22 protein-coding genes are annotated in these 21,534 nt (G+C 64.5%); 8 read left to right on the forward strand and 14 right to left on the reverse strand.

The annotated features are described in order from the left end of the window. Positions 1-66: 66 nt before the first annotated feature. The 6 genes from fliF (at position 67) to BRAD3257_RS34630 (ending at position 6,590) form a co-directional block, all read left to right on the forward strand. A complete protein-coding gene (fliF, locus tag BRAD3257_RS34605) occupies positions 67-1,680 on the forward strand; it encodes a flagellar basal-body MS-ring/collar protein FliF (protein ID WP_122405541.1) in 1,614 nt (537 codons plus the stop codon). Positions 1,681-1,709: 29 nt separating this feature from the next. Next, positions 1,710-2,804 carry a flagellar motor switch protein FliG gene (gene fliG, locus BRAD3257_RS34610; RefSeq protein WP_122405542.1) on the forward strand — a complete coding sequence of 365 codons (1,095 nt, stop codon included), beginning with the start codon at positions 1,710-1,712 and terminating at the stop codon, positions 2,802-2,804. Next, a complete protein-coding gene (locus BRAD3257_RS34615; RefSeq protein WP_122405543.1) occupies positions 2,804-3,427 on the forward strand; it encodes a FliH/SctL family protein in 624 nt (207 codons plus the stop codon). Before fliG ends, BRAD3257_RS34615 begins: the two co-directional genes overlap by 1 nt. A gap of 3 nt (positions 3,428-3,430) precedes the next feature. Next, positions 3,431-3,781: a flagellar motor switch protein FliN gene (gene fliN / locus BRAD3257_RS34620; RefSeq protein WP_122405544.1), complete on the forward strand. Its 351-nt coding sequence runs from the start codon at positions 3,431-3,433 to the stop codon at positions 3,779-3,781. 51 nt (positions 3,782-3,832) lie between these two features. Then, positions 3,833-5,218 carry a sigma-54-dependent transcriptional regulator FlbD gene (flbD, locus tag BRAD3257_RS34625; RefSeq protein ID WP_122405545.1) on the forward strand — a complete coding sequence of 462 codons (1,386 nt, stop codon included), beginning with the start codon at positions 3,833-3,835 and terminating at the stop codon, positions 5,216-5,218. 223 nt (positions 5,219-5,441) lie between these two features. Next, complete coding sequence (locus BRAD3257_RS34630; protein ID WP_122405546.1) at positions 5,442-6,590, forward strand: M20 family metallopeptidase; 1,149 nt, start codon at positions 5,442-5,444, stop codon at positions 6,588-6,590. An 87-nt stretch (positions 6,591-6,677) separates the two neighbouring features. Here BRAD3257_RS34630 and BRAD3257_RS40480 read toward each other — a convergent pair whose 3' ends face one another. From BRAD3257_RS40480 to BRAD3257_RS34680, 11 genes are all read right to left on the reverse strand, one after another. Beyond that, positions 6,678-6,833, reverse strand: coding sequence for a hypothetical protein (locus tag BRAD3257_RS40480; RefSeq protein ID WP_164937050.1), 156 nt, complete (start codon positions 6,831-6,833; stop codon positions 6,678-6,680). Positions 6,834-6,930: 97 nt separating this feature from the next. After that, positions 6,931-7,512 (reverse strand): flavin reductase family protein, encoded by a 582-nt coding sequence (locus BRAD3257_RS34635; protein ID WP_122405547.1) that lies wholly within the window; start codon positions 7,510-7,512, stop codon positions 6,931-6,933. A 32-nt stretch (positions 7,513-7,544) separates the two neighbouring features. Next, positions 7,545-8,381, reverse strand: a complete 837-nt coding sequence (locus BRAD3257_RS34640) for an ATP-binding cassette domain-containing protein (protein WP_122405548.1) — start codon at positions 8,379-8,381, stop codon at positions 7,545-7,547. Between the two features lie 20 nt (positions 8,382-8,401). Continuing rightward, positions 8,402-9,208 (reverse strand): ABC transporter permease subunit, encoded by an 807-nt coding sequence (locus BRAD3257_RS34645; protein ID WP_122405549.1) that lies wholly within the window; start codon positions 9,206-9,208, stop codon positions 8,402-8,404. Beyond that, the gene (gene ssuD / locus BRAD3257_RS34650; protein WP_122406921.1) at positions 9,205-10,371 is read right to left on the reverse strand and encodes an FMNH2-dependent alkanesulfonate monooxygenase; all 1,167 of its coding nucleotides are present in this window, start codon (positions 10,369-10,371) and stop codon (positions 9,205-9,207) included. The genes BRAD3257_RS34645 and ssuD overlap by 4 nt, the downstream gene beginning before the upstream one ends. Positions 10,372-10,379: 8 nt before the next feature. Continuing rightward, positions 10,380-11,333: a sulfonate ABC transporter substrate-binding protein gene (locus tag BRAD3257_RS34655; protein ID WP_122406922.1), complete on the reverse strand. Its 954-nt coding sequence runs from the start codon at positions 11,331-11,333 to the stop codon at positions 10,380-10,382. A gap of 38 nt (positions 11,334-11,371) precedes the next feature. Further along, complete coding sequence (locus BRAD3257_RS34660; protein WP_122405550.1) at positions 11,372-12,322, reverse strand: sulfonate ABC transporter substrate-binding protein; 951 nt, start codon at positions 12,320-12,322, stop codon at positions 11,372-11,374. Between the two features lie 521 nt (positions 12,323-12,843). After that, positions 12,844-14,010, reverse strand: a complete 1,167-nt coding sequence (locus BRAD3257_RS34665) for a cytochrome P450 (protein WP_122405551.1) — start codon at positions 14,008-14,010, stop codon at positions 12,844-12,846. Positions 14,011-14,136: 126 nt separating this feature from the next. Beyond that, positions 14,137-14,943, reverse strand: coding sequence for an ABC transporter permease (locus BRAD3257_RS34670; protein ID WP_122405552.1), 807 nt, complete (start codon positions 14,941-14,943; stop codon positions 14,137-14,139). After that, entirely contained in the window at positions 14,940-15,536 is a 597-nt protein-coding gene (locus tag BRAD3257_RS34675) for an ABC transporter ATP-binding protein (protein ID WP_122405553.1), read from the reverse strand. The genes BRAD3257_RS34670 and BRAD3257_RS34675 overlap by 4 nt, the downstream gene beginning before the upstream one ends. A 3-nt stretch (positions 15,537-15,539) precedes the next feature. Beyond that, positions 15,540-16,574, reverse strand: coding sequence for a Cj0069 family protein (locus BRAD3257_RS34680; protein ID WP_122405554.1), 1,035 nt, complete (start codon positions 16,572-16,574; stop codon positions 15,540-15,542). A gap of 328 nt (positions 16,575-16,902) precedes the next feature. Here BRAD3257_RS34680 and BRAD3257_RS39545 point away from each other — a divergent pair, with 328 nt between their 5' ends. Then, on the forward strand, positions 16,903-18,084 hold the full coding sequence (locus BRAD3257_RS39545) for a YncE family protein (RefSeq protein ID WP_145987094.1): 1,182 nt from the start codon (positions 16,903-16,905) through the stop codon (positions 18,082-18,084). 22 nt (positions 18,085-18,106) lie between these two features. After that, a complete protein-coding gene (locus tag BRAD3257_RS34690; RefSeq protein WP_244607821.1) occupies positions 18,107-18,919 on the forward strand; it encodes a hypothetical protein in 813 nt (270 codons plus the stop codon). Between the two features lie 133 nt (positions 18,920-19,052). On the opposite strand, the gene BRAD3257_RS34695 is transcribed toward BRAD3257_RS34690, so the two are convergent. The 3 genes from BRAD3257_RS34695 to BRAD3257_RS34705 form a co-directional block, all read right to left on the reverse strand. Further along, positions 19,053-19,913, reverse strand: a complete 861-nt coding sequence (locus BRAD3257_RS34695; protein WP_162500436.1) for a L,D-transpeptidase — start codon at positions 19,911-19,913, stop codon at positions 19,053-19,055. 118 nt (positions 19,914-20,031) lie between these two features. Next, positions 20,032-20,814 (reverse strand): helix-turn-helix transcriptional regulator, encoded by a 783-nt coding sequence (locus tag BRAD3257_RS34700; protein WP_122405556.1) that lies wholly within the window; start codon positions 20,812-20,814, stop codon positions 20,032-20,034. Positions 20,815-20,955: 141 nt separating this feature from the next. Beyond that, complete coding sequence (locus BRAD3257_RS34705; RefSeq protein ID WP_174221650.1) at positions 20,956-21,450, reverse strand: septal ring lytic transglycosylase RlpA family protein; 495 nt, start codon at positions 21,448-21,450, stop codon at positions 20,956-20,958. Positions 21,451-21,534 lie beyond the last annotated feature (84 nt).

Consider the following 21,534-nt stretch of genomic DNA (forward strand, 5'->3'; position numbering starts at 1 on the left):
TCACCTAGGCAATAATTGCCCAGTCGGCCTTTCCGGTGAAAGCAGCCGAATCTGTGGGGCGGTTGCTTGCAAGGGCTTGCGGACTTTCTGAAGAGTATCGGTGCCGCCCGGTTCGGGGCGATGATCGCGGTCACTGCCGCGCTCATCGGCTTCTTTGCCTTCGTCATCATGCGCGTCACCACGCCGCAGATGACGACGCTGTTCACCGATCTGTCCGTCGAGGATTCCTCCAGCATCATCAAAGACCTGGAACGCCAGGGCATCCAGTTCGAAATCCGCAATGAGGGCTCCATCATCATGGTGCCCAAGGACAAGGTCACCCGGCTGCGGATGAAGCTCGCCGAGGGCGGCCTGCCCAAGGGCGGCGGTGTCGGCTACGAGGTGTTCGACAAGTCCGACGCCCTCGGCACCACCTCTTTCGTCCAGAACATCAATCACCTGCGCGCGCTGGAAGGCGAACTCGCCCGCACCATCCGCGCCATCGACCGCATCCCGGCCGCCCGCGTCCATCTGGTGCTGCCCGAGCGCCCTCTGTTTGCGCGCGAGGCGCCGGAGCCGTCGGCCTCGATCGTGGTGCGCGTCCGCGGCTCGCTGGAAGCCCAGCAGATCCGCGCCATCCGCCACCTCGTCGCCTCCGCCGTCAACGGACTGAAGCCGCAGCGGGTCTCGATCGTCGATGAGGCCGGCCAGCTGCTCGCCGATGGCGCGGCGACCGATCCGGAACAGGCGGTCGGCGACGAGCGCCGCATCGCCTTCGAAAAGCGGATGCGCAAGCAGGTCGAGGACATCGTCTCCTCCGTGGTCGGCTCGGGCCGCGCCCGGGTGCAGCTCTCCGCCGATTTCGACTTCAACAAGATCACCCAGACCTCGGACAAGTTCGACCCCGAAGGCCGCGTGCTGCGCTCGAGCCAGACCCGCGAAGAGCAGAGCATGACGGCCGACAACAACGGCCAGGTCACCGTGAACAACGAGCTGCCCGGCAACCAGCAGAACAACGGCGTCGCGGCCAAGGACCAGAGCAAGAAGACCGAGGAGACCAACAATTACGAGATCTCCCGCACCACCAAGACCGAGGTGACCGAGGCCGGCCGGGTCAACCGCATCTCGGTCGCGGTGCTGGTCGACGGCATCTACACCAAGAACGACAAGGGCGAGCTGGCCTATCAGGACCGCACCAAGGAGCAGCTCGACCGCATCGCTGCGCTGGTGCGCTCGGCGATCGGCTTCGACCAGAAGCGCGGCGACCAGGTCGAGGTTGTCAACCTGCGCTTCGCCGACGCCCCCTCCACCGCCCCGATCGGTGAACCCTCAGGCTTCCTCGGCATGCTGCAGTTCACGAAGGACGATGTCATGTACTTCGTCGAGCTCGGCGTGATGATGCTGCTCGGCCTCGTCGTCCTGTTCCTGGTGATCCGCCCGCTGGTCAAGCGCATCCTGGCCTCCGACGAGGTCGCCGCCGCCATCTCCGGCGTGCTGACGGGCCCAGCCGCCTCGGAAGAGGCAGCACCGGCAGCTGGCCAGCCGCTGCTGCCGAGCGGCGCCGCCAGCGCCATCGACGTCGCCACCATCCAGGGCCAGGTCCACGCCCAGTCCGTTCATCGCGTCGGCGAACTCGCCGAGCGCAACCCCAACGAAACCGTCGCCATCATCCGCCAGTGGCTGACCGAGCCAGCCAAGTAACAGCCAAGCGAATCAAGAAGTGATCTGACATGGCCGCCTCTTTGCAAAACGCCAACTCCAACGACATCACCAGCGTGATCTCAACGCTCGGTCAGCGCGCCGGCAACCGCGCGGGCGGCGCCAAGACCGAAGGTCTGACCGGGCCGAAGCGCGCCGCGATCCTGATGCTGGCGCTCGGCGAGCAATATGGCGGCAAGATCTGGTCGCTGCTCGACGACGACGAGGTGCGCCAGCTCTCGCTGGAGATGTCGACGCTCGGCACGGTCGAGGTCGACACCGTCGAGGACATGCTGCTCGAATTCGTCTCGCGCATGTCGGCTTCGGGCGCGCTGATGGGCAATTTCGACGCCACCGAGCGCCTGCTCCAGCAATACCTGCCGCCGGAGCGCGTCAACGGCATCATGGACGAGATCCGCGGTCCCGCGGGGCGTAACATGTGGGAGAAGCTCTCCAACGTGCAGGAGGAGGTTCTCGCCAACTATCTCAAGAACGAATACCCGCAGACCATCGCGGTGGTGCTGTCGAAGCTGAAGCCGGAGCATGCCGCCCGGGTGCTCGCCATCCTGCCCGAGGAGCTCGCGCTCGACGTCGTCAACCGCATGCTGAAGATGGAAGCGGTGCAGAAGGAGGTGATCGAGAGCGTGGAAAAAACGCTGCGGACCGAATTCATGTCCAACCTGTCGCAGACCCGCCGCCGCGACGCCCACGAGGTGATGGCGGAGATCTTCAACAACTTCGACCGCCAGACCGAGACCCGCTTCATCACCTCGCTGGAAGAGGACAACCGCGAATCCGCCGAGCGCATCAAGGCGCTGATGTTCACCTTCGACGACCTCGTGAAGCTCGATTCCGGCTCCGCCCAGACCCTGATGCGCAACGTCGACAAGGACAAGCTCGGCGTCGCGCTCAAGAGCGCGAACGAGGACGTCCGCAACTTCTTCTTCGGCAACATGTCCTCGCGCGCGGCCAAGATGCTCCAGGACGACATGGCGGCGATGGGCCCGGTCCGACTTCGCGACGTCGACGAGGCCCAGGCGCTGCTGGTCAACCTCGCCAAGGACCTCGCCGCCAAGGGCGAGATCATGCTGACCAAGAACCGCGCCGACGACGAGCTGGTGTACTGATGGCCGCTCCGGCAAAATTCTTGTTCGACACCGACTTCGCGGCCCCCGAGCGGTCGACGCACGAGAAAGCCGCGACCGCAGCCGAGATCGCCCAGAAGGTCGCGGAAGCCGAGGCGCGCGCCTATCAGGACGGCTTTGCCGCCGGCCAGCGCGAAGCCAAGGCCGAGAGCGACCGCCGCGTCGCACTCGCCATGGAAGAAATCAACATCTCAATTCGGGGCGTCGCCTCGGGCATCGGCAGCATCGAGACCAAGATGGAGACCGAGGCGGTCGAGGTCGCCGTCGCGGTGGCGCGCAAGCTGTGCGCCGATCTCATCGCGGCCGAGCCGCTCGGCGAGGTCATCGCGCTGGTCAAGGACTGCTTCTCGCATCTGGTCGCGACGCCGCATCTCGTCGTCCGCATCAACGATTCGCTCTACGACAGCGCACGCGAGAAGATCGAGCGGCTCGCCAAGCAGAGCGGCTTCGAGGGCCGGCTGGTGATCCTGGCCGAGCCGGACATTGCCACCGGCGACTGCCGGATCGAATGGGCCGATGGCGGCGTCGTGCTGGAGCGCGGCGCCATCGCGGCCAAGATCGATGAAATGGTCGGACGCTATATCGCGTCCCGCAGGGGGAGCTAAACCATGAGCGACACTGACGGACAGGTCCCGCTGCCCGATCTCAATGGGCCGATGCCGCCTGCCGGCACCGACATCGGCTACAACGAGGACGAATATGCGGCGCGCGCGGCCGCCGACCTCGAAGCGGTGTTCGACGTTCCCGTGCAGGTCTCGGCCGTGCTCGGCCGCTCCAAGATGGACGTCGGCGAGCTCCTGAAGCTCGGACCGGGCACCGTGCTCGAGCTGGACCGCCGCGTCGGCGAAGCCATCGACATCTACGTCAACAACAAGCTGGTCGCCCGCGGCGAAGTCGTCCTGGTCGAGGACAAGCTCGGCGTAACCATGACGGAAATCATCAAGGCCGAACGCGGCTAACACACAAGGACATGACGCGCGGCAGCGCGGACAGACGGACAGGAGACTGACATGCGGCTTCTCATCGTTGGCACATTGAAGGGCCAGCTCACCACCGCCACCAAGATCGCGATGGAGAACGGCGCCACCGTGACCCATGCCGAAGATCACGAGCAGGCGATGCGCGTGCTGCGTGGCGGCAAGGGCGCCGACCTCCTGCTCGTCGATGTCGCGCTCGACATCCGCGACCTCGCGCTGCGGCTCGAGGCCGAGCACATCCACGCTCCGATCGTCGCCTGCGGCATCACCAACGACGCCCGCGCCGCCGTCGCCGCGATCCACGCGGGGGCCAAGGAATACATCCCTTTGCCGCCGGATCCGGAGCTGATTGCCGCGGTGCTGGCTGCCGTCGCCAACGATTCCCGCGAGCTGGTCTATCGTGACGAAGCGATGGCAAAGGTGATCAAGCTCGCCCAGCAGATCGCGGGCTCCGACGCCTCGGTGATGATCACCGGCGAATCCGGCACGGGCAAGGAAGTGCTGGCCCGCTACGTTCACTCCCGCTCGGCCCGCGCCAAGCGGCCCTTCATCTCGATCAACTGCGCCGCGATCCCCGAGCATCTCCTGGAGTCCGAGCTGTTCGGCCACGAGAAGGGCGCCTTCACCGGCGCGGTCGCGCGTCGTATCGGCAAGTTCGAGGAAGCGACCGGCGGCACGCTGCTGCTCGACGAAATCTCGGAGATGGACGTCCGCCTGCAATCGAAACTGCTGCGCGCCATCCAGGAGCGCGTGATCGATCGCGTCGGTGGCACCAAGCCGGTGCCGGTCGACATCCGCATCGTCGCGACCTCGAACCGCAACCTGGCGGAGGCCGTGCGCGAAGGCACGTTCCGCGAAGACCTGCTGTTCCGCCTCAACGTGGTCAATTTGAAGATCCCGCCGCTGCGCGAGCGACCGGCCGACATCCTGGAGCTCGCCCAGCATTTCGTGAAGAAATACGCCGACGCCAACGGCGTGCCGCTGCGCCCGATCTCGGCGGAAGCCCGCCGCGTGCTCTCCACCAACCGCTGGCAGGGCAACGTCCGCGAGCTCGAAAACACCATGCACCGCGCCGTGCTGATGGCGCAGGGCGACGAGATCGGACCCGACGCGATCATCACTCCGGACGGCGACCGCCTCGATCTCGCCAGGACGCCTCCGGCCGTGGCGCATGCGACCATGGCCGCCGAGCAGGTGACGCGCGCGCTCGTGGGCCGCACCGTTGCCGACGTCGAACGCGACTTGATCTTGGAGACGCTGAAGCACTGCCTCGGCAACCGCACCCATGCCGCCAACATCCTCGGCATCTCGATCCGCACGCTACGCAACAAGCTCAACGAATACGCCGACGGCGGCATCCCGATCCCCCCTGCGGGAACGCCGGGTGAGTATCCGCGGATGCCGATGGTGGGGGCGTGACCGGCTACGATCGTCGAGAGGATACGAATGCCCGGGCTGGTCCCGGGCATTTTGTTTCGTGCGTCCACCGGGAAGGTCTCGTAGATGGGGGAGCGGGCGGCCTGGTTGGTCGGCCCGTTACCCCATCTACGGGAGCTGAACACATGGCCGCACCGCATCCGGCGACTATGTCAGGCGTGCGCCAGGCCCTATAACCCCGCTCGACAACCACGCGAGGGACCACATGTCTGAAGCTCAAATCACGCAATGGCTGGCGTCGCAGAAGCAGGCCATGATCGACCTGCTGCGCGACGTCGTGAACATCGATTCCGGGTCCTACGACAAGGAAGGCGTCGATGCGGTCGGGGCACGATTCGAGCGGCATTTTGCCGAGCATGGCATTCCTTTTCGGCGCGAGGAAAACGACAGCTTCGGCGATGCGATCCATGCCGAGGTGGCCAAGCACGGCAGCAACGAGAAGCCGGTGCTGTTGATGGGACATCGCGACACCGTGTTCGGCAAGGGCGAGGCTGGACGGCGTCCGTTCACGATCCGAGATGGCCGCGCCTATGGACCTGGTGTCGCCGACATGAAGTCCGGCCTCGTCATGAACGTGTTCGTCGCAACAGCCTTCCACAAATTCGGCGGCGCACCGCATCCGATCAAGGTGCTGATCACCTCGGACGAGGAGATCGGCTCGCCTTCCTCCCGGCCCGTGATCGAACGCGAGGGACGCGCCGCGCGCGCCGTGTTCAATTCCGAGCCTGGCCGTCCCACCGGGAATGTGGTCACAGGACGTAAAGGCGGCATCTTCATGCATCTCGCCATCACCGGCAAGGCCGCGCATTCCGGCGCGAACTTCGCTGCCGGCGTCAGCGCGATCGGCGAGCTCGCGCACAAGATCGTACAGATCCACGCGCTGACCAATCTGGACAAGGGCATCACGCTCAATGTCGGCCTCGTCTCGGGCGGTCAGTCCGTCAACACGACGGCGCCTTACGCCGAGGGCCAGATCGACCTGCGCTACGTCGATCCGGCAGATCGGGCGACCGTGATGGCCGCGATCGAAAACATCGCCGCGACGTCGTACGTGCCGGGCACGAGCGCGACGCTCACCATCAAGGGCGAGTTCGTGCCGGTGGTGCAGAGCGCGGAGTCGAAGGCGCTGTTCGAGAACTACCAGGCCGCGGCAAGACAGGTCGGCCTCACCACGCTGCAGGGCGAGTTCTCCGGCGGCTGCGCCGATTCCGGCTTCACCGCCGCAGTCGGCACGCCGACCATCTGCGGCCTCGGCCCGGTCGGCGGGCTCGCGCACACGCCGGAGGAATATCTAGATATCGACAGCATCGTCCCGCGTGCGCAGGCGCTGGCACTGGCGATTTTGCGGGGGTAGCCGTTGCGCGCTCGCTCGTCATGCCCGGCTTGATCCGGGCGTGACGGTCGAGAGAGCCGCGCGCCACATTCGCCGCGCGCGGTCACCTCACGAATAACTCGGCGCGTCGGGCTTGCGGAAGATGTGAATGGGATCGCCCGGCACGATCGGCTGGCCCGAGAACATCGTGTAAGCGTAGAGCGCGAGATAGACGATCGCGAGCGCACCAATGGCGTAGAAGAACCAGGTCGCCACGCGCTTCATTGTCCCGCTCCATTGCCGTCCCGATGCGGAAGGCTCTGGGCGCTTCTAGAGCGGTGTCAGGGAAAAGGCCAGCCTCTGCGCCGACAGCCCGCGGCGATCAAATGCCGCGCCGGCTGCGTGCGGGAAGGCTGACATCTGCGAGCCTGGCCGCATCTTCGTCCTGATCGACCGCCACATATTGGCCGTGCCAATAGGCCAGTGCAGCGGTGCGAGCCGAGCTCCTGATGTTCCTGACCTGTCCGATGACGATGCCGTGCGAATGGCGTTCGACGATCTCCTCGACTTCGCAATCGAAGGCCGAGAGCGCGCCGACCAGGAGCGGGACACCCGAGACCGCCGTCACCCACTGACTGCCCGCGAATCGATCGGCACCCTTGAACCCACCCTTGCCGGCAAAGCGCTCGGCAACATCGAGCTGGTCGGCATTGAGGATGTTCACGCCGAAGGCACCATGCCGCTTAATCAGCGGGAAGGACGAGGCGTCGCGATTGATGCTGACCAGCAGCGTCGGCGGCTCGACCGACAGTGACGTCACCGAGGTCACGGTCATGCCGGTGATATCCTTGCCCCGCCCCGCGGTGATGATGCTGACGCCGCCGGTGAGGTGGCGCATGGCGCCGCGGAAATCGGCGGGCGAAACGGGGATTTCAGTCATGAGATCGCGGGGCACTACATTCATGGCATTGCTCCCCGAAATGGGGTTCCCTCTATTTAGGTACGATCGTCCGCCGACAAAAGGTGGCTCAGAATCGAGCCTTCGAGGCCGGCCAGCTCGGCCGAACCACGCTGGCGCGGCCTGCCTGCATTAACCACGACATCGTGGGCGATGCGGCCGTCCTCGATCACCAGCACCCGGTCCGCCAGCGCCACCGCCTCGGAGACGTCGTGGGTCACCAGGATCGCGGTAAAGCCCTGGTCGCGCCAGACCCGCTCCAGGAGGCGCTGCATCGAGATCCGGGTCAGCGCGTCCAGGGCGCCGAGCGGCTCGTCGAAGGCGAGCACGCGCGGGCGGGACACCAGCGCGCGCGCAAGCGCGACGCGCTGCTTCTGGCCGCCCGAGAGCAGCGAAGGCCACTGGTCGCGCTTGTCGGCGAGGCCGACCTCGGTCAGCGCCTTCTCGGCGCGGGCATGCGCATCCTTCGACGCACGGTCGCGGCCGAGGCCGACCTCGACATTGGCCAGCACGCGCGCCCAGGGGAGCAGCCGCGGCTCCTGGAACATCACGCGGATGTCTTCGGGCTGGATGTCCTGGCCGAAGCTGATGCTCCCGGCATCGATTTTTTCCAGACCAGCGATGAGGCGCAGCAGGGTGCTCTTGCCGCAGCCGCTCTTGCCGACGATCGCGACGAACTGGCCAGCGGGAATGTGAAGATCAATGCCGCGCAGCACCTCGTTATCGCCGAAGGATTTGCGCAAGCCCCGGATGCTGAGCGGCAGGCCGCTGGTGTGAACAGGGCGCTCTTCGCGCACCACGCGGGCATGTGGCGCGAAATTGGAGCGGCTGGCGAGCTCGGTCTCGGAAAGGGAGGTGCGAAGCGCTGTCTGCATGTGAGTCCCAGTGTTTCTGCTCAACGTTTCTGGAAGGCGGGGTGCCAGGCGAGCGTCGCCCGCTCCAGCAGGCGGGAGGCGCTGTCGGCGAGCTTGCCGAGCAGGGCGTAGATCAGGATCGAGAGCACGACGACGTCGATCAGCATGAACTCGCGCGCCTGAATCGCCATGTAGCCGAGGCCTGACGAGGCCGCGATCGTTTCCGCGACGATCAGCGTCAGCCACATGATGCCGAGCGCGAAGCGGATGCCGACGAAGATCGAGGGCAGCGCGCCCGGGAAGATGACGCGGCGGAACAGTTCGCCATCGGTCATGCCGTAGATGCGACCCATCTCGATCAGCTGCGGATCGACGGTGCGGATGCCGTGCAGCGTGTTGAGGTAGATCGGGAAGAACACGCCCAGCGCCACCAGGAAGAGCTTGGCGCTCTCGTCGATGCCGAACCACAGGATGACCAGCGGGATCAGCGCCAGATGCGGCACGTTGCGCACCATCTGCAGCGTGGTGTCAGTGAGCTTGGCCGAGAGCTGCGACAGGCCGTTGGCGAGGCCGAAGGCGAAGCCGATGCTGCCGCCGATCAAAAAGCCGACCGAGGCGCGCCAGAACGAGACCCAGATGTTGCGGACGAGCTCGCCGGAGAGCAGCAGCTTCCAGCCGGCCAGCGCGACGTCGCTCGGCGCAGGCAGCACGCGCGTCGGCACGAAGCCGGTGACGCAGGCGATTTGCCAGATCGCGATGACGGCGAGCGGCAGGATCCACTGGATCAGGCCGTCCACGCGCGGCAGGCGGATGCTGCGGGGAAGCGAGATGCTGTCGATGAGGCTCATGATTGCGACACCCGATGCTGCGGACGGAAATCGCTGCCGACGGTCTCGCCGAAGGGGCCGCCGTTGAAATGCAGCCTGGTCACGTTGCCGGGCTGATCCAGCGCGAGCAGCGGAAACACCAGCTCGGCGAAGCGATAGGCTTCCTCCAAATGCGGGTAGCCCGACATGATGAAGGTATCGATGCCGAGGTCCTGATACTCCCTAATGCGCGCCGCCACCGTCTGGGCGTCTCCGACCAGCGCCGTGCCGGCGCCGCCGCGCACGAGGCCGACACCGGCCCACAGGTTCGGGGCGATCTCGAGCTTGTCGCGCTTGCCGCCATGAAGCTGCGCCATGCGCTGCTGACCGACCGAGTCCATGCGGGCAAAGTTCTTCTGCGCCAGCGCGATGGTGTCGTCGCTCATGTGCTTGATCAATTCGTTGGCGGCGCGCCAAGCCTCCTCATTGGTCTCGCGGACAATCACATGAAGGCGGATGCCGAATGACAGCTTGCGGCCACGCGCGGCCGCGACCTCCCTCACCTTCGCGATCTTCTCGGCGACCAGCGCCGGCGGCTCGCCCCAGGTGAGATATTTGTCGACGGTGTCGACCGCGACGTCGATGCCCGCATCGGACGAGCCGCCGAAATAGAGCGGCGGCCGCGGCGACTGCACCGGCGGGAACAGCAACTTGCCGCCTTCGACATGGATGTGCTTGCCTTCGACGTTCACGGTCTTGCCGGCAAGCAGGTCGCTGTAGACGCCCAGGAACTCGCGGGTGACCTCGTAACGCTCGTCGTGAGCGAGGAAGATGCCGTCGCCTTTGTTCTCGACGGGATCGCCGCCCGTGACCACGTTGACGAGAAGCCGGCCATTGGTGACACGGTCGAGCGTCGCGGTCATGCGCGCCGCGACACTCGGTGACTGCAGGCCGGGGCGCACGGCCACGAGATAGCGCAGGCGCTCGGTGAACGGCGCGACTGAGGAAGCGACGATCCAGGAATCCTCGCAGGACCGCCCCGTCGGCAGCAGCACGCCGAAATAGCCGAGCTGGTCCGCGGCCTGCGCGATCTGGCGCAGATAGTTGAAGTTGACCTCGCGCCCGCCGATGCCGGTGCCGAGATAGCGGCCGTCACCGTGCGTCGGCAGGAACCAGAGGATGTTGGCGCTTGCTTGCTTACTCATGACTGTGCTCACGAACCTGACTTCCGAGCCACGTCGGAAATCCTGATGGATTTGGGAATCAAGCCCAGCGCGAAGAATGCGTCGGCAACCTGCTGTTGGTCGGCGATGACAGCGTCGGTGATCGGCTTGATGCCGTAGGCCTGCCGCTTCAGCGCCACCTCGACCACGGGGACCGAAAGACCGATCGACGGCGCGAGCTGCTCGGCCACCGCATGGATGTCGCCCTTGGCCCAATCGTCGACCGTGCTGAGCTCGGCTAACACGGCCTCGACGATCTTCGGGTTGGCTTCTAGGAATTTCTTGGAGGAGAAGTAGAACTGGTAGTTGGCAACGGTGCCGGTGCCGTCGGCCAGCGTGCGCGCGCCGGTGGCCGCTTCCGCCGCCGCCTGGAACGGATCCCAGATCACCCAGGCATCGACAGCGCCGCGCTCGAAGGCGGCACGGGCGTCGGCCGGCGCGAGGAATACCGGCTCGATCTCCGAGTATTTGACGCCGGCCTTCTCCAGCGCCTTGACCAGCAGATAATGGACGTTGGAGCCCTTGTTGAGCGCGACCTTCTTGCCCTTGAGATCAGTGACCGACTTCAGCGGGCTGTCCTTCGGCACCAGGATCGCCTCGCCCTTCGGCGCCGGCGGCTCATAGGCGACATACTGGATCGGCGCGCCGGCGGCCTGCGCGAAGATCGGCGGGGCTTCGCCGGTGTTGCCGAGATCGATCGCGCCGACATTGAGCGCTTCGAGCAGCGGCGGACCCGACGGGAATTCGGTCCACACCACCTTGTAGCCGAAGGCCTCGAGCTTCGGCTCCAGCGTGCCCTTGCTCTTGAGCAGCACCAGCTTGCCGTATTTCTGGTAGCCGATGCGGACCACCTTGTCCTGACCGTAGGAGGTGCCGACAGCGGCCGCGACGATGCCGATCGACAGCACGATGGCTGCGATCACGCGTTGGACGATACGCTTCATGTTCAGACCTCTTTGGATGGGAAGATCGGCCGGCACGATCAGGCCGCCGGGTTGCGCCAGACGATGTCTCGGATCACGATCGGCTTAGGGATCAGGCCGAGCTTGTGGAAGCGGTCGGCGACACCCTGCTGGGTCGCGATGATGTCGTCGGTGACGGGGCCGACCACGAAGTTCGCGCGATTGGCGGCGACGGTCTGGATATCCAGCGGGACGCCGGTGATCGCCGCGAGCGATTTGGCGACTTCGTCGCGATGCTGTTCGGCCCACTTGCCGGCCGCGGTGGTCACATCGACGATCTGCTGCAAGATCGCGCCGTGATTCTTCGCGAACTCGCGATTGGCGATGTAGAAGGAATTGGTCTTGGTGACCTCACGCGCATTGATCAGGATGCGGCCGTTCTGCTTGGTCTCGCCGATCGCGAAATAGGGATCCCAGATCGCCCAGGCCTCGATGCTGCCATTGGCGAAGGCGGGGCCGGCATCCGGCGGCGTCAGGTAGACCGGTGTGATGTCGGCATAGGTGAGACCGGCCTTCTCCAGCGTCTGCACCACGACGTTGTGGGCGCTGGAGCCCTTGGTGAAGCCGATGCGCTTGCCCTTGAGGTCGGCGATGTCGCGAATCGGCGATTCCTTGGGCACCAGGATGCCCTGGCCGTTGGTGATGGGCTGGCCGGCGGCATAGACGATCGCGGCGCCCGCGGCCTGGGCGAACACCGGCGGGGAATCGCCCACCGCGCCGAAATCCACGCTGCCGACGTTCATCGCCTCCATCATCGGGGGACCGGAGGAGAACTCGATCCATTTCACCTCGATGCCTTGCGGCGAGAAATGTTTTTCCAGCGCGGCCTGCTGGCGCGTGATGACCAGCACGCCGGTCTTCTGATAGCCGATACGAATTTCCTTCACCGCGCCTTGCGCGATGGCGGGTGACGCGAAGACAGCGGCGGCCGCTGTTCCAATCGACAGTTTCAGAAAGTCCCGACGCTGCATTCCACACTCCCGGCCGCACGCGGCCGTCATTCGTCTGCGTTCGGGAATGATGGTGCGCCTTATCGGACGTGTCGAGACTCGCGGAAAAATAGCGATGCGAGCACTGCGTGTGCGGCGGACCGCATGATTAATCTTTCAAGCGGTCGCGAGGATTCAGACGGAATTTTTCCGCACGCGAATGTGAGAGCCGCTCGGATTCCGTCCGAGCCCAGACGACCGGAGAATAAAAAGTCGCAAAACAACCCCATGCACCGTAGACGGGGCGTGCGAAAACAACAACTTACGCATTATCCGAAGTTCGTTAGGAGCAGAATGGCATTATCGCGGACTGGGGCTGGAGTGACGCAAGGCCCCTCCCACCTCGCTGTCATTTCCTGCCTTGTGCGCAATTGCGCACTGGGGAATCCAGTACGCCGCGGCCCATCGATTCAGCCACGACTGCCTCGAAGTACTGGATCGCCGGTCAAGCCGGGCGATGACACCGAACGTGTGACGGGTCACGTGCCACAAGCACCACCGGCCTAATGCAACCACATCACCGGCAGATTCTGCAGCCCCCTGAACGCCCAGCCGCCGATTCGCACCGGCTCGTCGTCGGCAATCTCGATGCGCTTTGCACGCGCGAACAATGTCGGCAGCGCGACGTCGGCGATCATCGCGCGCGAGGCGAAGGCGCCGGCGCAGAAATGCGGGCCGGCGCCGAAGGCGACGCTCTTGGTGGTGTCGCGACGCACGTCGAACTGATCGGCGCGGTCAAAATGCTTCTCGTCGCGGTTGGCGGAGCCGAACATCAGGAACACGCGCTCGTCGAGCTCGAACGACACATCGCGAATGGTCCAGGGCTTGGCAATGCGACGGGGCGACATGCCGATCGGCGAGATCCAGCGGGCATATTCCTCGAAGGCCTGCAGCCAGGACACTTCACTGCGCAGGACCAGATCGAGCTGCTCGGGATGGGTGAGCAGCGCCCATACCGTGCCGGCGATCGCCTTGCGCGGCTCGTTCTGGCCGCCCGATATCGCGAGCTTGACATTGGCGCGCACGCTCTCCATCGGCATGCCCGAGGCGAGCAGCACGCCCAAAATGCTCTGGTCGGGATGCTTGCGCATTACCGGCAGGATGTCGTCGATCGCGGCATCGATGCCCGCTGTCGCGGCGTGACAGCGTGCCTCGACCGCGGGATCGCCGGCGTAATTGGCGATGCCCTCGATCATGCCCTGCGACCACGCATCCATGTCCTCAAAGCCGATATTGGTGAGGCCGGTGATCGACTTCAGGCATTCGCCGGAAAACGGCAGCGCGAAGTCGCGCATGAAATCGATCCGCCCCGGCACGATGGCGTCGAGGATGCGATCGGCATGGGCCTGGAACTGCGCAGTCCAGTGCGCCTTCACCGTCTTCGGCGACACCGTCGGAAACATCGCACGGCGCTCGACCTGGTGCGCCTCGCCGTCCTTGCGCATCATGTTGTGGCCCATCAGCCGGTTCATCAGACCGGCCGGCTGGTGCGAGGAGAACACGTCGATCTGCTTCTCGGAGATCGAGATGTCGTCGCGGCTCGTCAGCAGCGTCGAGCCGAGCTGCGGCACGAACGCGATCGGCGCCTCCTTCCGCATCCTGGCGAGCATCGGATAGGGATCTGCCCAGAATGCGGCGGGGTCGATCTCGATGCGCGGCGCCGTGCTCAAGCTTCGCTCCCTTGTTGTCTCCTCAATGCCGAGGCTAGCGCCTTAGGGGGCCGCCGTCTGTCCCCAGCGATTGGGACGGGCGGCTTCGGGACGAGCCTGCATCGATCGCAACCAAAGGAGAAACAATTAAACTGAGCTTTCGGCCGCAATTCGTTCGAGACGTAATCGATGTCGATGGTCGGTCAGCAGATGTGCGCCCCCCAAGACGGCGGCCAGCGTTCCCAGCCCGGTCCCACCGGCGATCAGGAACATGATCAGCAGTTGATATTTTGCTGCATCGACCGGTTCGACGCCCGCAAGGATCTGGCCAGTCATCATCCCCGGCAAGGAAACAAGGCCGATCGCCGCCATGCTGTTAATGATTGGCATGAAACCGCTTCTTAGGGCGTCCCGTATGACTGGCAGCACGGCCTGGTACCGGGTGCCCCCCAGCGCAAGACAGGCTTCTACCGCGGCTCTCTCACGCACCAAGCCATTTGTCAGCACATCCAAGCCCAAGCTTATCCCGGTCATGGTGTTGCCAAGGATCATTCCCAACAGGGGTAGCGCATAGCGCGGATGATACCAGGGATCCGGCCGCAGCTCCGTCAACAGCGCAAAGATCGTAACCGTACCGGCTGCGAGCAGTGTGCATCCCGCGCCCAGGCCGTAGCTCAAAATGCCTGGCAGGCGCCGCTTCTGCCTCGCGACGATTTCCCGTGAGGCGAAGAGAACCATGATGAAGGCCGTGAGGGCAGTCCAAAGCGGCGAAACCGCGGCAAACAGGAACGTCAGTACGTAACCAACGAGGACGAGCTGGAGCACCATCCGCAGGGCTGCGATGGCCAGTTGTCTTTCAAGCTTGAGGCGCAAAACAATCGAGAGGGCGCCGTCCATGACGACGAGGAGCGCGGGCACGATCAAATCACCGTAGGCCAATTGAATGTAAGTCACGACCGATCTTCCCCGAGCACGCCGACGGCACTCATCACCAGGACCCTGGACCCGACGCGACGGGCTTGGGCGTTGTCGTGCGTGCTCCAAATGACGCTCGTTCCATTCGAAATACGTTCAGCGATCAAGGATTCCACGATCGCGGTCGAGGCCGCGTCGAGTGCCGAAGTCGGCTCGTCCAGGAGAAGAACCCGCGATCGCAGCATCAGGGCCCGCGCAAGTGCCAGCCGCTGTTTCTCTCCGGTGGAAAGTCGCTGGATCGACCAAGATCCGCAACCGGGCGGCAATCCCAATCGTTCGACCAGCGGCAATGCATCATTCCAGTCGTTGAAGTGCCCTCGCACCGTATCCGACCACCAGCCTGGCTCCGCAGCGAGGTAGGTCACTCGTTTCCGCCAGACGGGGGCGGGCATGGCCTCCTTCAGCGTTCCGTCCAGTTTGACTGTTCCTTCGTTTGGATCGAGATCTGCGATGGAGCGAAGCAGCAGAGTCTTCCCGGCGCCGGACGGTCCTTGCAGGGCGATGCATTCCCCGTCATGCAAGTCGAATGAGACGCAGATGTGCAAGCGCTTGAGCGCGTCGACCGTCAGCATGTGTCAAAGCTTGTCCCGTAGCCGGTCGGCAACCCGCCTGGCGATCTCCGCCGGCGCCTCGTCCGGGTAAGGATACACGGAGCTGACGTTGATCTCGCCCAGCACGTAGCTGTCGCTCCCGTCCCTCTGCACCGGGCCAAGCATGAAGTCGGCGTCCCAGATCATGGGCAGGTCACCTCGCGCAACATCGAGCGACGAGGTGAGCTGCGGCGTCCACTCGTCTTCCATCAACCGACGCAACCGCTGGAAGCGCGGGTCTGCGTTGGATGTGTACAGCCGCGGTCCAGCCTCTGAACGCGCGGCGGGCGAGTCGACCAGGGCTTTGACTTTGTGGTGGCCGAAACCGGCGCAGCGATCGCCTGCCATATAGCAGCGCACGACACCTTCGCCCAAGCGAGGCAGGTATGGTTGATCGACCACGCTGCCGTTTTCGAAGTACTCGGCGCAGCGGCGGAGAAACTCGTCAAGCGTCAATTCCTCGGATGCGTCCTTGGTCGCGTCCAGCACCCTCAGCATGGCAGAAGTCGGCAGCTTCTCGACCTTCCAAACGCCCTGGCCGCCATTGCCCCGGCTGCGCTTGATCACACGTGGACCGGTGACGAGCCGCTCAGGCAGTTCGTCGCGCATCGCCTCGACGGTTTGATACAGCGCCGTGTCGCTTCCCCAGCCCATCGAGCGGGTACGATAGAGCACCTCCTTGGTGCCCATCTTGAGGATGACGTCCGGATGAGCGCTGACCCACACGCCGCGCGCGGCGACGTCGCGCAGCAAGGCGTCAAGACCGGCGCGGGTTCGGCCGTCCTGGATTGGGTTGACCCAGACGAGCACGCCGTCGACCGCGAGCAGCTGTTCGCGGACCTCCTCGGCGAAACTTTCATCGTAGATCACAGGGCGCGCATCGATGCCGAAGGCAGCGAGCGCGTCGAAGACCTGCACGAAGCGGCTGTTCTGCGCGGTCGCGTCCCGTCGGGCGGAAGCATCGCCCCGCGAGAGAATGGCTACGGAATGTCGGAGAGGGGAACGATGTTCGGTGTCCATGCGCGAGCTCCACGTGGTGCGTGCTGCGCAGAGCTTGGACCGAAGTCTCTAGGGGGGTCTGCTTTCCCCCTTGGGAACACTCTACGGGAGAACGTCTGGATCTTTCAAGACGACGGGTCGGGATTTCGAGTGCTGGACCGCAACTCGGGTCGCATCGCAGGAGCGGTTGGAACCAGGGAAATCTTGGTGACGTTTCCGGCGCGATCTGTCGAGCTCGAGCGGGTTGACAGCCTCCTGATCAGGGGTTCTATTCCGGGCTCGGGGATCTGCGATCTCCCCGCGAGGCGACATGCCCAAGTATCGCGTCCTTAGTCACCGAGGGCGCCGCATGTCTTCAGCATACACCTCCATTTCGCCCGACAAACCGTCTCGATTGGTCGGCACGGCAGCTGCACCGGCGCTGAGCGAAGGAGCGGCGTGGCACCGATGCAGCGACATCGCCACCGAGGACAACGGACGCGGCCGCACGGTGTGGGTCACGCAAGCTCGTCTCAGGATCAAAGGCATCGCCTCCGTATCGCTCAAGATACTGGTCGCGACATTGGCCAGCGTCTTGCTCGCCGGCGTTCCGGCAGGCGCTGAATCGCAAGACGGCGGGCCCTTGCAGTTGGAAGCCAAAATATTGCTCGGCCACGTGCGGGGCCGGATCGATCACATGGCGGTCGATCTGAAGCGTCAACGTCTGTTCATAGCTGAGCTTGGCAACGACAGCGTCGGTATCGTCGATCTCGCCAATCGCAGCGTGATTCACACGATCTCCGGATTGAAGGAGCCGCAAGGCGTCGGCTATGAGCCAACGACCGACACTGTCTTCGTTGCCAACGCCAAGGACGGTACGGTCAAGCTGTTTGACGGCAACGACTACAGGGCGGCGGGGCAAATCGAACTCGGAAGAGATGCCGACAACATCCGCATCGACGTCGCCGCGCGGGTCGTGATTGTCGGCTACGGCAAGGGCTCTTTGGGCTACATCGATCCGGTGACCCGCAGCAAGGTCCGGAGCTCGCCGCTAAAGGCTCACCCCGAGAGCTTTCAGCTCGATCCCGACACGAATCGAATTTTCATCAACCTTCCCGGCGCTCACGCCGTGGCCGTGGTGGATGGAAAATCCGGCAGGCAGCTCGCCAACTGGCCCGTGGAGAAGAGCGGAAACTATGCGATGGCGATCGACCGCGAGCGAAATGCGCTTCTTATCGCGTTCCGCGAACCGCCCGAACTCGGAGTCCTCGAGTTGAGCGGCGGCAAGTCCGTCGCGACCGTCGAGACATGCAGGGACGTCGACGATCTCTTTGTCGATGCCAGGCGCAAGCGCATCTATGTCAGTTGCGGCCAGGGCTTTGTCGACGTCTTCGAGGCAAATGGCGCCACGTATCGACAAATGGCTCGCGTTCCGACCGTCGCCGGAGCGCGGACGTCGCTGTTCGTTCCGGAGATGGATCGGCTGATCGTGGCCGTCCGAGAGAGCCTCGCCGGGCCAGCGGCGATATGGATATTGAGACCAAGACCTTGACGTATGCGGGTGGGAGGTCGCCATGTCCAAGCGACGTCGTCATTGTGCGAGCATTCCGCAAGAGCTTGTGAAGGGCTGCATCGCGGCGTTGTGCTTCGTGGCATGGTCCCGGCCCGTACTGGCCTATCGTCCATTCGACGGCACCGATGCCGCGGTCGCGGCGAAGGGCGAAGTCGAAATCGAGCTGCAGCCTGCCGGACGCCTGCGCGATGAGAGCGGGGCGAGCCTGATCGCGCCGGGCACGGTCATCAACTATGGACTGACCGCGGATTGGGAGGCCGTGCTCGAAGGGATCGGCCAGACGCCGCTCTCGCCGCCTGGAGCAACGAACCTCACGGCTGCGGGCGCATTCCTAAAGCACGTCGTGGTTCCCGGCAGCCTCCAGGACAAGACGGGGCCGAGCATTGCGACGGAGTTCGGTGTCCTGCTTCCCGACAGCACCGGCAATTCGGGCGTCGGTGCCAGCCTGGCCGGCATCGTCTCGCAACGCTCGGAGTGGGGAACGATCCATTTGAACGTCGAGACGGTGCTGACCCGAAACCATCATGCCGACGTCTTCGTCGGTGCGATCCTCGAAGGTCCGTCGACCTGGACGGTCCGGCCCGTCGCCGAGGTCTTCTACGAAAACGAGTTCGGAAAGGCGGAGACGCTATCGGGACTGGTCGGCTTGATCTACCGGGTTCGCGACAATCTCAGTTTCGACATCGCCGTCCGTCACGCACTGACGAACCATCATCCAGTGAACGAAATTCGCGCCGGCCTGACATTCGGCTTCCCGCTGTCGTCAATAGTGAGCCACGCCGCACATCGGGACGCGTTGCCGGGCCTGCGTTGAAGCTCCAACGATTCCAGGCGATCAGGGTGAGCCCGCCAGTCGCGGCTTACCGTTTCGCGAGCGCTGTACGTGTCGACGTGCTCGCTACGGTCGCGATTACCTTCGCTCTCCTACGCGTAGACGGAGGACCGAGTTACCGGGCCTCGGCGATCTTCGGTTCAGGTGACAGCATCTGCGCGTTGGCTGCCGAGGTCCGGTTGGACGACGCCGGGTCGGGCGATCGGGAGGCGGCGTCGGCCGGCGCTCCCTGGGACGGCCTGCGGGCAGCATTTGCCGGAAGCACGATCACTTTCGCTCCGACCTTCACCCGCTCATAGAGATCCACGACGTCCTCGTTGGTCAACCGGATACAGCCGGACGAAACCCGCTTGCCGATCGTATCGGGCTTGTTGGTGCCATGAATTCTATATTCGGTCTCGCCCAGATACATCGCGCGCGCGCCGAGCGGATTGCCGGGACCGCCTGCCATGAACCGCGGCAGATAAGGCTGACGCGAGACCATCTCCGCAGGCGGATGCCAATCCGGCCATTCGGCTTTACGGGCCACGGTTTGCTCACCGGACCATGTGAAACCTTCGCGGCCGACGCCGATGCCATAGCGCATCGCCTGCCTGTCGTTCAGGACGAAATAGAGGAACGTGTTTCCGGTGTCGATGATCACGGTGCCCGGCGCCTGGTGACTGGCGTAGTCGACCACCTGCCGAACCAATGCTCCGGGAACGTCAGCGTCGGCTTTTGGTGGTTCGACCAGCGGCGCCGCGGCCGGAATCGGTGCCGGAGCCGGCACGGATGCATGAACTGGAGGTGCCACGTAAACCGGAGTTGACGATGCCTTGGCTTCCTGTGCGGACGGCTTGCGGACCGGTTGCACGCTCGCCGGGCGATACAGCAGACCGTACCCCAATGCGGCGACAGCGACGGCGCCGATTGCGACTCTCGCGGCCATGGGTATTGCGAGGGCCTCTGCCTTTCTGCGTTTGGCCCGCTTGCTCATGTCTTTCCCCAGGTCACCATGCCTGGAAGAGGTACCCAGCAAAATTTAAGAAACTTCGAAGCGATATCGCCCAAGCCGGAACCGTCAGAGATGGTTAACGCCGAACTAGTTCGGCAACTCAGTTGAGGCCGTGAGGCGCCGAGAGCAGCCGCAGCACGATTGCGAACAGCTCGTTCTGCGAGGAGATACCGAGCCGCTCATAGGCGCGCTTGCGGTAGGTCAGCGTCGAATGCAGGCTGATGCGGAGCGCTTGCGAGATCGCCTCGGAGCTGAAGCCTGCCAGGATGCGGCGGCAGACGTCCTGCTCGCGCGGCGTGAGAGCGGAGAGCGGCGGGCGGGTCGCGAACAGTGCGGCGAGAGACTGATCCGGCGTTGCCGCCTCCTGAAAATGGCGGGCGACGCTTGCCGCGATCGCCGGCGCGATGGCCTCAAGCCGCTCACGCTGCGTGGCACTGAAACGTCCCTGCGCGGCGATGCGGTAGAAATTGACGTAGAAGCAGGTGTCGCCGGTCCAGATCGCGGTCGCGCATTTGTCGACGATGCCGGAATCCTGGAAGAAGATCTTGCGGTAACGCGCGCCGTACATGCGCGGCGCGAACTGAGGCAGCATGATCGGCGCGCTGCCCTCGGCTTCGAACAATGCATCGCGGTTGGGATCGGATTCGTGGAACTGGCCGGCATAGGCCGCCCCGAGATCGCCACCGATCGGGATGTTGCCGGCATCGAGCAGGCAGCGCGCGGCACCGGCCCGGCTCAGCGCGAACACCATGCAGTGACCGACCTCTGCCTGCCGGCGCAGCGTGTCGATCAGGACTTTTGGGAAATCGGGCCGGCCGATGGCGAGCACCGCGGACGTGACATCGCCAGGTACCGGATTTGCGGGCACCGCCTGAGATTGCATCGTTTCCTCCGCAAGATCTTGTTTTGCGGGAGGATAGCAGCAAGGTGATTTCGGCGGAAGGCAGAGACCTTTCAGCCCCCCGATCGTCATCTGAGCAGTTCAAGCGACGAGTTCGGCTTGTCATTCGACCGCGTGCGACGTTCAGCCCACCGGCCCCAAAGGCCAATCGCCCCCTGAGAGCGGGCTGACTCTCACGTCCTTGATGACTCCGCGCTCAAGGCTCGGATCGAAATGGCGCATCGTGCGCTCGTTGAAGTCGATGATGCGGCCGGGCCTGAGTGGACCCACGTCATTGATCTTGACGATCACCTTCTTGCCTGCGGCCTCGACGAGGGCATATTTCGGCCTCGCGCCAAATTGGACCCCACCAAATTTCTTTCGCAGGCTCGTCTTGATCGCAGCCGTCCAGGCAGAGGGATCATAACGCTCGCCGGAGGCTGTGCGCGGTCCGCCCTCCTCCTTGCCCGGCTTGAATGGATTGTACATGGATGCAGCGCCGACGACCGCATCCCTGGAGGCGGCATCGGCGACGGCGTTTGAGTGGACCCCACGCGTTTCACATCTAGCAACGGTAACAGACACGGCAAGCGCAACCAGGGCGCCGCAAAGTGCGGCGCTCGAGCGGAACGTCATCATAACTCCTGTGATTTTTCGTCGTCCGGTTCCCGGCCCCGCAAAACGCGGGCAAGCGAACGCGAATGCGTTCATGATGCTTGCGCC

The organism is Bradyrhizobium vignae, from assembly GCF_900324035.1.
Lineage (GTDB): Bacteria > Pseudomonadota > Alphaproteobacteria > Rhizobiales > Xanthobacteraceae > Bradyrhizobium > Bradyrhizobium vignae.